General features: G+C 35.2%; 14 protein-coding genes and 1 riboswitch. All 14 genes read right to left on the bottom strand.

Going from position 1 to position 12,272, the window contains the following annotated elements; all coding sequences use genetic code 11:
* Positions 1-11: 11 nt before the first annotated feature.
* The 14 genes from cobT to BN1372_RS06630 all read right to left on the bottom strand — a co-directional run bounded on the left by cobT (position 12) and on the right by BN1372_RS06630 (position 12,262).
* Positions 12-1,064: a nicotinate-nucleotide--dimethylbenzimidazole phosphoribosyltransferase gene (cobT, locus tag BN1372_RS06695; RefSeq protein WP_062198068.1), complete on the bottom strand. Its 1,053-nt coding sequence runs from the start codon at positions 1,062-1,064 to the stop codon at positions 12-14.
* A gap of 25 nt (positions 1,065-1,089) precedes the next feature.
* Complete coding sequence (locus BN1372_RS06690; RefSeq protein WP_062198067.1) at positions 1,090-1,938, bottom strand: GHMP family kinase ATP-binding protein; 849 nt, start codon at positions 1,936-1,938, stop codon at positions 1,090-1,092.
* Positions 1,925-2,569: a precorrin-2 dehydrogenase/sirohydrochlorin ferrochelatase family protein gene (locus BN1372_RS06685; protein WP_074018143.1), complete on the bottom strand. Its 645-nt coding sequence runs from the start codon at positions 2,567-2,569 to the stop codon at positions 1,925-1,927. The genes BN1372_RS06690 and BN1372_RS06685 overlap by 14 nt, the downstream gene beginning before the upstream one ends.
* A gap of 24 nt (positions 2,570-2,593) precedes the next feature.
* Positions 2,594-4,009: a uroporphyrinogen-III C-methyltransferase gene (cobA, locus tag BN1372_RS06680; RefSeq protein WP_062198065.1), complete on the bottom strand. Its 1,416-nt coding sequence runs from the start codon at positions 4,007-4,009 to the stop codon at positions 2,594-2,596.
* A complete protein-coding gene (locus tag BN1372_RS06675; RefSeq protein ID WP_062198064.1) occupies positions 4,009-4,851 on the bottom strand; it encodes an energy-coupling factor ABC transporter ATP-binding protein in 843 nt (280 codons plus the stop codon). Before BN1372_RS06675 ends, cobA begins: the two co-directional genes overlap by 1 nt.
* Positions 4,852-4,864: 13 nt before the next feature.
* Positions 4,865-5,632, bottom strand: a complete 768-nt coding sequence (gene cbiQ / locus BN1372_RS06670) for a cobalt ECF transporter T component CbiQ (RefSeq protein WP_062198063.1) — start codon at positions 5,630-5,632, stop codon at positions 4,865-4,867.
* 5 nt (positions 5,633-5,637) lie between these two features.
* A complete protein-coding gene (locus BN1372_RS06665; protein WP_062198062.1) occupies positions 5,638-5,925 on the bottom strand; it encodes an energy-coupling factor ABC transporter substrate-binding protein in 288 nt (95 codons plus the stop codon).
* Positions 5,922-6,680, bottom strand: coding sequence for an energy-coupling factor ABC transporter permease (locus BN1372_RS06660; protein ID WP_062198061.1), 759 nt, complete (start codon positions 6,678-6,680; stop codon positions 5,922-5,924). The genes BN1372_RS06665 and BN1372_RS06660 overlap by 4 nt, the downstream gene beginning before the upstream one ends.
* 173 nt (positions 6,681-6,853) lie before the next feature.
* A riboswitch (cobalamin riboswitch) is annotated at positions 6,854-7,039 on the bottom strand.
* 149 nt (positions 7,040-7,188) lie between these two features.
* A complete protein-coding gene (locus tag BN1372_RS06655) occupies positions 7,189-7,548 on the bottom strand; it encodes a hypothetical protein (RefSeq protein WP_062198060.1) in 360 nt (119 codons plus the stop codon).
* A 361-nt stretch (positions 7,549-7,909) separates the two neighbouring features.
* Entirely contained in the window at positions 7,910-8,956 is a 1,047-nt protein-coding gene (locus tag BN1372_RS06650) for an ATP-binding cassette domain-containing protein (RefSeq protein ID WP_062198059.1), read from the bottom strand.
* A 96-nt stretch (positions 8,957-9,052) separates the two neighbouring features.
* A complete protein-coding gene (locus tag BN1372_RS06645) occupies positions 9,053-9,622 on the bottom strand; it encodes a hypothetical protein (protein ID WP_062198058.1) in 570 nt (189 codons plus the stop codon).
* 16 nt (positions 9,623-9,638) lie between these two features.
* The gene (locus BN1372_RS06640) at positions 9,639-10,223 is read right to left on the bottom strand and encodes a DeoR family transcriptional regulator (protein WP_062198057.1); all 585 of its coding nucleotides are present in this window, start codon (positions 10,221-10,223) and stop codon (positions 9,639-9,641) included.
* A gap of 181 nt (positions 10,224-10,404) precedes the next feature.
* Positions 10,405-11,682 carry a nucleobase:cation symporter-2 family protein gene (locus tag BN1372_RS06635; RefSeq protein WP_062198056.1) on the bottom strand — a complete coding sequence of 426 codons (1,278 nt, stop codon included), beginning with the start codon at positions 11,680-11,682 and terminating at the stop codon, positions 10,405-10,407.
* Complete coding sequence (locus BN1372_RS06630) at positions 11,669-12,262, bottom strand: xanthine phosphoribosyltransferase (RefSeq protein ID WP_062198055.1); 594 nt, start codon at positions 12,260-12,262, stop codon at positions 11,669-11,671. Before BN1372_RS06630 ends, BN1372_RS06635 begins: the two co-directional genes overlap by 14 nt.
* Positions 12,263-12,272 lie beyond the last annotated feature (10 nt).

Genomic DNA, 12,272 nt, shown 5'->3' with positions numbered 1-12,272 from the left:
TACCGACTCCTTTATTCTTTATTTGTTACACCAGCACTTTCAAACGAAGCCATTTCACGCATGATGTTAGATGCCATATCAATCATTGGGAATGTTATGGTTGCTCCTGTTCCTTCCCCTAACCGCATATTCAATGGAAAATATGCTTGTAATCCTAAAGCTTGCAATGCATTTGTATGTCCTGGTTCTACAGAATGATGGGATGGAATCATATACGCTTTTGCATTTGGAGAAATCGTTGCTGCACAAAGTGCGCTTACAGTAGAGATAAATCCATCAATGACAATGGGAGTTTTCATGATAGCTGCACCTAAACAAAGGCCACAAAGAGCGGCTAACTCTAATCCTCCTACTTTTTGTAACACATCGACAGCATCTTCTCGATTCGGTTTATGTAATTCAATTGCTTGTTTAATCACATTTGCTTTATGTTTTACTTGTTCTTGGTTAAGTCCTGTTCCTGCACCAACGACATTAATCGGTTCAATATTTGCTAAAACGCTAAGTACAGCAGAACTTGGTGTTGTATTTCCAATTCCCATTTCCCCTGTTGCTAATACTTTTGCACCGTCTTCGATTTGTTCTTTTGCTACTTGAATTCCGACTTCAATCGCTTGCCAAACTTCTTGTTCTGTCATTGCAGGTTCTTTTGCAAAGTTTTTTGTACCAAAAGCAACTTTTTTATGAATCATTCCTTCGAAAGAAGAGATATCAGATGCAACCCCAACATCGACGCAAACGACACTTGCACCAACTGTTTTAGTCATTACATTAATAGCTGCCCCATGGTTTAAAAAGTTTTGGACCATTTGCGGTGTTACTTCTTGTGGAAATGCAGACACACCTTCGGCCACTACTCCATGGTCCGCTGCCATAATGACGACTCTTTTATCTTTGTACTGTGCGAATGGATCTTGACTAATACCCGCAAGTTGAACTGCTAATTCTTCTAAACGTCCCAAACTACTAATTGGTTTTGTTAAATGATTTAAATGATAAATTGCTCTTTCTTGTGATTCTTTATGTAATGCTTCAATGTTTTGAATCATTTCTTGGATGTTCATTGCTTTTTCCTCCAATTATTTAAGTTTATTTTTCATATATTTGAGGCAATGTAAAATATAGCACTTTTTGTCGGATGCTTTTTTCTATCATAGTCACCACTTCTTTAATGCGCGGATCATTTGAACGTATTAATAAACCAATTAGTGATCCGCTATGCGCAATTACAAGCCCAACATCATACATAATGGCTAACTCATAAAAAAACAAAAAGTGTTTTTTTGGTAAAAACATTTGGTTCAGGCTAGCGCTTTTTCTCGTGGCTTCAAAAATGATTGGTATGTTTTGTTCGGTTATGCCTTTTTGAATCAGATGAAAAAGTTCTTCCATTTCCTTAGCATGATGGTGACGTTTCTCACACATAAGACGATGATATGCATTCGTATCTACTGTCCCGCCATCGTCAATCCCGATAATGGTAAAAGGAAGTGTTTTTCCTAAACGGCGAATAATTTTTCCAGTTGTTTGTTGAAACAGGACGAATTCATCGATAAAAATAGGATCAGTCGGCTCTACCCGACATAGCAACTGTGCTATGTCTTCTTCTGGTATGTTACAAGCATACGCTTCGCTTAAACAACGTAATGTTGCGACTAAATCAGCAGAGCTACTTGCAAATCCTTTTGCCGCAGGAAGCGAAGATTGAAAGCGTAATTCTCCAACCACTTTTTGACCAGCCTGTCTTTCCCATTGTGCTACCAGTGTTGCTACTTTTTCTTTTTCTTTTGGAATGATGAGGGGGCCTATTTCTTTTTTAATAAACGTTACCGTGACAGTTTGATTAATCGGTAAACTAACAAGGAACGGTTCCTCTCGATAAAAGCCTTGTACTAATTCTCCGAATGTATAAAATGCGTTGTGTTTATATCGTTCCATCACAAGTGCCATCCTTTAATACTTGACAAAATGCTTTATGCGCTTCACCTTCTCGATTCGGATGTTTTAATAACGACTCCGAAGCGAAATATCGCAATAAAGCATGGCGCTTGTCATCATTGGCAATCGTTTCTTGAATCGTTTCTCTCCATCGTTTTAAAAAATATAAATCTTCGACAATTTCTTCATCTAAATGATTCTTTATGTTTTGCCCAATTTTTTTACTAATAGATGGAGAAATACCAGACGTAGATACAGTGATACATAAAGGCCCTTCAACAATCACAGCAGGGACATGAAATTGACTTTCACTTCCATTTGATGAAACATTCACCCATTGGTGTTCCTTTGCTATTTTTTTGATAAAATCATTCAGTTTTGAATCATTCGTAACAGCAAACACCAGTGTAGCCCGGTCCAAATCGGAAGGAGAAAAGTTTTTCTTTCGCCATTCTAATTTTCTTTCTTCACTCCACTGTTTAATGGTTTCTGTCACTTCAGGACTTACAACCAAAATATCAGCATTTGTTTGCAGTAATGAGTTAATTTTTCGTTGTGCGACTTTTCCGCCCCCAATAATAGCGACTTGTTTATGTTGTAAATTTACATGAATCGGGTAGTATTGCATCATTCATTCCTCATTTTCATTTCTGATTTACGTTAATTGTCGCACAATCTCTTCTAAAAAACGATTGGTTTCTTTATGATTCGTTTCCTTTGAAGAGAGTCCCAATTGATGAATAGCTTCTTTTGCCTTTTCTCCCATACAAAATGCATGGTCAATTTCAATGGATAAATTTGCTCGCTGTTTCTCTTTCATCAACATCTGAACACTTCTTTCATTCGGGAAGACAACAGTCGAATATTTTTTATGTTTCAGCCAATGAGTGATAGCAGTCGTGTATTCTTTATTCACTTTTTGTTCAAATAGCACCCAGCCGTGTGGATGTTTTAACACACCTTCATCTCCAAAATATAAAGCGTCTTCTAATGATTCTGTTACCATTTCTGCATGTAAACCGAAAGTCGCTAAATGTTTTTTCGTCATCATTGACTGGACATACAATTGTTGTGTTAATTCTCGAATATCTATATGTAGTTGATAAAAGTAGTTAAAAAACACATCAACGCTTTGCTTTGATGTAAAAACAAAAGACTCAAAAGAACGAATCATTTTCTCCCATTCGAAAGGAGAAAAACCTTTTTCATGAAAATAAAACTTTGGAAATTCTACAACATCTGCACCTAAACGTAGTAACTCTTTTGCTAATGTCCCGGATTCAGCACTAGCTTTCGCAACAAGGATAGATTGATGGAACAACGGTTTTTTCTCAAACCATTTCACCTCGTCTCGTACATCTACAACATTACCTACTAACACAATAGCGGGATTCGAAATGTTCGACTCTTCTACACATTGCACAATCGTTTCTAATGTACCGGTTACCGTTTGTTGTGATCCCATTGTTCCCCACTGAATAACCGCCACTTTTGTTTCTTTTGGCTTTCCATTTTGAATTAATTGCTGACAGTTATGTTGTAAATTTTTAATCCCCATGTAAAAAGCAATGGTGTCCATTCCTTCGGCTAATGCTTGCCAAGGAATAAGTGGCTTTCCTTCTTTTGATTTATCATGCCCCGTAACAATGGCAAACGTTTCACCGTATTCCCGATGGGTAACAGGAATTCCTGCAAACGTGGAAGCTGCAATACCAGAGGTAATACCAGGCACAATTTCAAATTCGATGTTGCGCTCTTTTAAATCTCTTGCTTCTTCTCCAACTCGTCCAAAAACAGCCGGATCCCCACCTTTTAAACGAACAACTGTCTTATTTTCCATTGCTTTTTCGATTAATAATTCATTAATCTTTTCTTGGCGTAGTACATGCATTTTAGGGAACTTCCCTGCAAAAATTAGTTCACAGTTTGGTTGTGTATAATGTAAGATTTGCGGATGAACAAGTCGATCATATAAAACAACATCTGCCTCTTTTAAACATTCTACGCCCCTTACCGTAATTAATTCAGGATGTCCTGGTCCTGCTCCTACTAAATATACTTTTCCAGGCATTATACCTCACCTACTCTTCGTAACATTTGTAAAATTTCCTCTTTTTTTGTTGGATACACTTGCGCTGGTGCAGCTTTATTTTTTACTAGTTCTTCATACACAAGTGTAATCCAAGGTTGTTGAAGATGTGCCTTTTCAATTAAGCGATGATTTGAAAAAATATAGGAATGTTTCCCCATATCTAGCAATGTTCCTTCCGACATCACAATAAAAATATCTGCCCATTCATAGGCAAAGTCAATGTCATGTGTAGATAAAATAATCGTTTTTCCCGCATTATAAATAGATTCTAATGATTCAATCATCAATCGAATGTAAAACGGATCTAGTCCAGCTGTCGGTTCATCTAACACGACCACTTCTGGATCCATCGCTAATACGCCAGCTAACGCTACTCGCTTTTTTTGTCCATAGCTTAAAAAATGAACCGGTTTTTCAAGAAATGGTTCTACTTTCATCTGTTGAATGGCTTTTTCGATAAAAGGTTTTGCTTGCTTTGCATTTTTCCAAATATTCAATGCTCCAAAAGCGATATCTTGATATACATCTGTAGAAAAAAGTTGCATATCAGGATTTTGAAACACAATCCCCACCTGCTTTCGGATGTACTCTATGTCTTTTTTTCGATAGGAAAATGGTGTTTTATCAAAATAAACAGTCCCTTTCGTTGGTTTAAATATCCCATTCAAATGAAGCATTAATGTCGATTTCCCACAACCGTTATTGCCAAGAATAGCTATTTTTTTATGTTTTGGAAATGACAATGAAATGTTTTTTAACGCAACTGTCCCATCTGGATATTGAAAAGACACATCTTCTAAGCGTAAAATGCTCTCATTCACAATCAAACGACCCCTAACTATACGTGACCCATAAAAGGGCCAGAACATAAAATATAAAAAACAACCAAAATCGTTTGGAATAACGATATTTTTTTTCTATCTGCCTAAGCATCCCATCATCATTTTTTGCTTGAAGTGCATATGCAAATTGTTGTGATTGAATCATAGACTTTGAAAACAATGATGCAATTAATAATGCTAGCGACCGAAAACTTTTGCGATACGTCGCATATCCTAACCTTGATTGTTGTGCGGTAAAAATTGCAACACTTTGGTCAAGAACAATAAAAATAAAACGGTACACATACATAAATAGCTCTAATAAAATAGTTGGAACATGGATTTTTTTTAATAACTGAAGTAAATCAAAAATAGTCGTCGATAAAATTAAAAAGTACAAACAGCTTACAGAAGCAAAAGATACTAAAAAAAGATTTGTTCCCCGTTGTAAAGACTGCTCTGTAATAAATAACGAATAATTCTGTATACGGAGAGATAGTAATGCATCAACTGGTATTCCTTTAGAAAATTCAATGATAATTGCAACGATACTCATTAGTAAAAAGAAAATAGGTAAAAACAAACTTTTTACGTAAAAGAAAAACGGAATCCGGGCGACGACGATAATTGCAATAGACATCATACAAAAAATAAAAATAGAAGCATACGCATCTCTTGCAGAAATAAGAAAAAAAAGAGAGGATAGAGAAAACAGCACTTTTTCTCCAGGATGCTGTTTTCTTAATCCATTAATATAAGCATATTTGTCAAACATCATCATTTTCTTTATGCCTCATTATTTTTATTTGCTGTTTTCTTTCCTTTTGCATATCCAAAAAAGTAAGCAATAAATCCTGCGCCAATCGCTGCTTGTAACGCGAATAGTAAACTTTCAATTTCGCCGCTTGGCGGTTCCCAAATACTAGAGAACCATGGTTCATAGTTAGGTTGTACTTCGGTAATTGCTTCTTTTGCTTCTCCGTCTGCACCACCAAATTCTGCGCCACTATTGATAATTAAAGGGATTAAAATGAGTGCAACGACTCCTAAAAGTAACCATGTATTTTTTTTCATTGCTTCTGTCCACCTCCAACCACGACGTTCAGTTGCTTTAACTCATTGGCATGATAATTTTTCAGAAGATTCACAACGAATACCGTTAATAAACCTTCACTTAGCGCTAACGGAATTTGTGTAACAGCAAAAATCCCCATAAATTTCACTAAAGAAGCTGTAAATCCTCCCACATCTGCTGGGAATGCTAGAGCTAATTGAAAGCTTGTCATAACGTATGTTGCCAAGTTTCCTAGTGCTGCAGCTAAAAACACGTTGATTCCTAACGACCAATCCATTTTTTGTCCTAATTTAAATAATCCGTATGTAACTAATGGTCCAACTACTGCCATAGAAAAAGCATTTGCACCTAATGTCGTTAAGCCACCGTGAGCTAATAATAACGATTGAAATGTTAACACAATAAAACCAATCACACTCATGACAAATGGTCCGAAAAGAATTGTTCCAAGTCCTACACCCGTTGGATGAGAACAACTTCCTGTTACAGATGGTAATTTTAATGCAGATAAAATAAAAGCAAATGCCCCTGATAATCCAAGCATCATTTTGTATTGGGGATCTTCTTTGATTGTTCTTTGAATAGATCGTAAGCCAATTACTAAAAATGGAATAAATAGTGCCCACCAAAAAATGGCCCATTTAACTGGTAAAAATCCTTCCATGATATGCATCGCATATGTTGCTTTTGGTACAGTAAAAAACAACGCAAGTAATGGTAAGGTTTTTAATAATAGTAACCCGTATCGTTTCATTTTCCTCTTCCTTTTCTATAATAATTCGTTCATTTGTACGCCCAATAAAAAAAACATCTTTCCATACAGAAAGATGTTTCCATTCCTATTTTTACTAATTTCAGGACATGTAACCACACTAATCCAAGATAAATGTCGGAACAAAACACCTCCCTATCCTCGTAGGTTTCGATGGTGTGTCTACTAATAAGGCAGGTCTCCTGGCTTTTGATCATCACATCCCTACGTCTTCCCATTTGTTGAAACAGTGACTATGTGTAGGTTGCTACCAATTACAGTGGCGGGACCGCGCCGGTTTTTCACCGGTCTTCCCTATTATGTAACAATTAAATTGTTACACCTTATTAACAAACGATATGAACTTAACGTTCATTATATCAAACTATAATTTTAATTGTCTAGTTCCATTTTTGATATACGACACCTAGCATAGTATTTTTTTTTCGAGAAATAACATCATTCTTTCACCTTTTTTCATAAAAAAACAACCATTGGTACAAATGGCTGTTTATTTACAAACGAAAGAGTCTTGATAGGCTAACCATTCTTCCTCTGAGATAAGAAGGTCCTTTTTATTCAGTAGCCCTATTTCAAAAGCGCGTTCGATAATCGAAAATGATTTCTTTTCTAGTTCCCTATGTCCATACTTCATTTCTATTCCATGGTGTTCATGATACATTTTAGAAACATAGCGAATATTTTCTTCCCGAACTACTTTATTTTCTTTTAAAATTTCTTTAAATGTAGAAAATGGTATAGGGTTATAAAAAATTGTTTGATCTGCTAATTTCATCAAACGATATTTTGCAACATAAGTCATTTGCATATAAGCACGTAATTCGACATATTTATGACTTTTATGGGCCATTTTTACCCTCCATTCAAGATTTTCTACCATTATATTACCGTATTTCGTCAAAAAATTGAGTGGATTTACATAAAATTAACATTATTTTAATGAATGAAGGGTATATACTCAATTTGCAATAAAAACATCTTCCATCAATAAGAGTTTTCGCACTTCCCTCATTGATGATTAGATGCACTCAAAAAAGCAGAGGGCGCTCGTTCATGGACGACAAGCATAGGATAGATGGTGGGATGAGTGATTTTTTCATAGAACCATCCAGCTACTGAAGTCGTTAGCCCATCGTAGTTGGATACAGGAAGTTTGATTCCCCATTTAACTATTTTTCGGTCTTACCTTAACATTTTGAAATGGGGTTATCCTACCCGTTAATAAAAGATAAATTTAACATGTTTTTAACATTTTCATAACGATATTCAATAAGTGCTTGTTCATATGACTCATCTATTTTTCTTTGCAATTCTACAGCTAACTCTAATTGATGTCTAGCTAGAGCTATCATTTTTTTATATTCATTTGTGACATTGTCTATATCTGCTTGATATTCTTTTTCCACCGAAGCATCCATACAACATTCAAACGTATCGACAATAACATCACCTTCTCTGCTTTTTGATAACGGATGAGGGGAAGTTCCGTCGATAAAAGCGATCAACCGGTCTTCTAAAACAACCATATCTAAGCTTTTCGGATCGAAAGAACACGGATATATCGTTACACTTTCTTTTCTATCACGAGCTGCTTGCACGATTTTTTTCATTAACGTTGATTTTCCACTACCAGATCGTCCATGAATGATATAGCGTTGCTTCACTGTTTTCGTAATAGAATCAAGAAAATTAATCGGCCCCTTTGCAGTAAAAGTACCAAAAAAACGCTGCTTCACTTCTTGATTTGTCGCTTCTACTTTTTCTAAAAATACCTCTTTAATTAATGAATCAGCTAAAGAATCAGCCTTTTGAAAATCGAGAGAAGTACGGTAAATATGTTCTTTTTGAAAATGAATTTCTTTTGCTTTCTTTAAGTACGTACAGCATACCTTTTCATGCTGGTATTTCAAATTAATCATTTCAGTTACATTTTTTGGCAGTTTATTTCGTTCGATACATTTTTCTAATGAAAAAATAACTTCCTTTGCGACAGGGTATTTCCATAATGGGCGATGAAAAAGGAGTGCTTTCTTTTTTCTAGGGTGTAAAAAACCAATCACTTTTTCTGGATAATAAAAAGAATGAAAATACTCCACCTCTTCATTTTCATCCCATTGAATTTCCTTTATTAGTTGATACGGAAATAGGCCGTAAGAACCAGTTACGTAATGCATCGTCTGAACTTCTTTCATTACATCATGGATTCTCGATTGATATCCTTCGCTTGTAAGCGCATCGATAAACGAATGTTTCGCCATTTCGCTTCACTCCTTCCTTACCGTTACGATATGCATGAAAGATAAAAAAAATACAAAAACGACATTGTAAAAGACAATGTCGTTTTATGTAAGCTATTAGTTATGGTTCATATTTTGTTCTTGGTTTTCATTGTTTTCGTTATTCATTTCTCCATGATCCATGTTGTCATTGTTCATTTCTGCATTTTCATCTAAGCCACCATTTGGTTTGTCTGCGTTATAACCTTTCATATACTTCATTGCGTGATCACCAGTTGCTTCAAATGCATCCGCAATTTTTTCAGATTGTACTACCTCTCCGTCTTTATCTAATACACGGATAACAGCATACCATTTTCCACCCATTGCTACAGGTAAATCAAGTTCGTATTTCCTGTCACCTTTTTCTTTCATCGTTCCTTCAATAGGATGGTTCATGCCTTCCATGTTGATATAAAGATAAACATTTTCAGGTTTTTCTCCACCTTTTACATCAACTGTAAACGTGCTGAACTCACCTGAAACAGGATTTTCTGGATTTACTTTCAAATCAAATGTGTACGCTTGTTTTTGTTCTTGTTTCGTCTCTGCATTTGTTTTTTCTTTGTTTGTCTCTTCAGCATTCCCACAACCTGCAGCAACCATTAACATAAGCGCGCTTACACCAATCAACATTTTCTTTTTCATTTTTGTTTCCCCCTCATTATTTATCTTCTTTTGCATGACAACACGAGCATGATGCTTGCGACACCATTTTGTCCATCGCTTTGTCAAAAGTATATACCTCACCGCCAAACCCCTTCACAAATTTTTCCGCATCTTCTTTTTTATCAAAAGGTAAAACTTGAGGCTGGCAACATTGACAGTCAATAGATGTTCCTAATACAAAATGAGCATTTACCGCAGAAATGGTCGTATGTAATAAAAAATCAGTACAAATAGCTTGGATAACTTGACCTTCTTTTTGAAAATGGCGGATTAGGCCACAATGACTGCAACACATATGTTCAATAGTCCCATCTTCTAAAATTAGCCGATACGATAAAAAGTCATGGATTGGACGGTGGCATACTGCACATTGATTATTAGTGATTGCCGATGCTTCTTGTTCATTTAAACGAATTCCGCCAAATGTTTTAGTAACAATTCCTGCTTCTACAAGTGACTTTACATCACGGTGAATCGTCATTTCTGAAACCTCTAGCAACTCACTTAATTCTGAAATTTTTAAATGTTTTTTTTCTTTAATTAGCGTTTTTATTTTTTCTCTCCGCTCACTAGCTAACATTTTCATCACACCTTTACATAATGTTAGAATAACACAAAGTCTAACAATATGTCACTGAACATAACTTTAGACGATTTTTTTTTGTTTTTCAAGAATTTTTCACTTTTAATTGTGACAAAAATATGAACAAAGAGAACGCCACATTAATAGCGTTCTCCCATTACTTCGTTATGATTCGTGATTATGTTGTTGCTTTTTTGTGTTTACTATTTAAGATAATATTTAAAAATATGGCTGTCAAGCTTCCTGCTACAATCCCATTATTCGTTAAAATTCGAATAGAAGCTGGTAGTTTAGCAAATAAATCAGGTTGGACTGTTACACCTAATCCAATCCCAACAGAAATGGCAACTATCAACAAATTATATTGATTCGTAAAGTCCACTTGACTTAAAATCCGAATTCCACTCGCAACTACCATTCCAAACATCGCTAACATTGCTCCACCTAAAACTGCAGTTGGAATAATAGTCGTTAATGCTGCTACTTTCGGTAATAATCCTAAAATAATTAATATTCCACCTGCTGTAGCAATCACTTTTCTAGATTTCACACCAGATAATTCAACTAATCCAACATTTTGAGAATAAGTTGTATACGGAAATGCCTGGAAAATACCACCTAGAATAGTGGCAATACCTTCTGCACGGTATCCTTTTGTTAAATCTTTTTCATTTATTTCCTTGTCACAAATTTTACCCAGTGCTAAAAAGACACCTGTAGATTCTACCATACTAACGATTGCAACTAATGTCATTGTTAAGATACTAGAAATATGGAACTCTGGTACACCGAAATAAAATGGTTGTGCCACATGAAACCAACCAGCTTCAGCTACTGGTGATAGATCAATCTTTCCAAAAAAAGCAGCGACGATTGTTCCTACAACAATTCCTAACAAAATGGAAACAGCTCTTAGAAATCCTGTTGCATAGCGATTTAGAAAAATAATAAAAATTAAAACACCAAAAGATAACAATAAATTAGAATAAGAACCAAACTCAGGATTCCCCACTCCACCAGCCATGTCATTAATGGCTACAGGAATTAATGTAAGTCCAATAATTGTAACGACAGATCCTGTAACAATTGGTGGAAAAAAGTTAATTAATTTCCCAAAAAAACGAGAGATAAGTAACACAATAATACCTGAAGTAATAATTGCTCCATAAATCGATGTCATTCCAAAATCTTGTCCAATCGAAATCATTGGTGCAACAGCTGTAAAGGTACATCCGAGCACGACTGGCAAACCAATACCGAAAAACCGATTGCTCCATATTTGAAGTAATGTCGCAACCCCGCACATAAATAAATCAATAGAAATAATATACGTTAATTGTTCATGGGTTAAATTTAATGCCCCACCAACTATTAATGGAACGATAATAGCCCCTGCATACATCGCTAAAACATGTTGAAAACCTAACGAAAAAATTTTCCCTTTAGATTGTTTCATAGTGTTCTCCCTCAACAAACGTTATTTTCCCATTTTGTAAAGAAGCTATTCTTGCTAGTGATTCTACTCGATACCCAGCTTCTTGTAATTTTTTTGCCCCACCTTGAAATGCTTTTTCAATTACAATTCCAATTCCTACAACATTTGCACCTGCCTGTTTCACAATATTTGCCAATCCTAACGCAGCTTGTCCGTTTGCTAAAAAATCATCAATAATTAAAATAGAATCTGATTTTTTTATAAATTTCTTAGCAACACTGATTGTGTTTGTTTCTTGTTTTGTAAAAGAATATACTTCAGCTGTATACAAGTCATCTGTTAATGTTAACGATTTTCTTTTTCGAGCAAAAACTAGCGGTGCTTTTAACTCATTTGCCGCCATAATAGCTGGAGCAATTCCACTAGATTCAATTGTCAAAATTTTAGTGATTTTTTCTTTAGAAAATCGACTTACAAATTCCAATCCAATTTCATGCATTAATTGTGGATCAATTTGATGATTTAAAAAGGAATCTACTTTTAAAACTGTGTCCGATAAAATAATTCCTTCCTCATTCATTTTTTTCTTTAAAGCTTCCATTATGAATATC

It is taken from the genome of Massilibacterium senegalense (genome assembly GCF_001375675.1).
Taxonomy (GTDB): domain Bacteria; phylum Bacillota; class Bacilli; order Bacillales; family Massilibacteriaceae; genus Massilibacterium; species Massilibacterium senegalense.
Note: the sequence above shows the minus strand (reverse complement) of the source record. Positions and strands in the feature narration are given on the sequence as shown.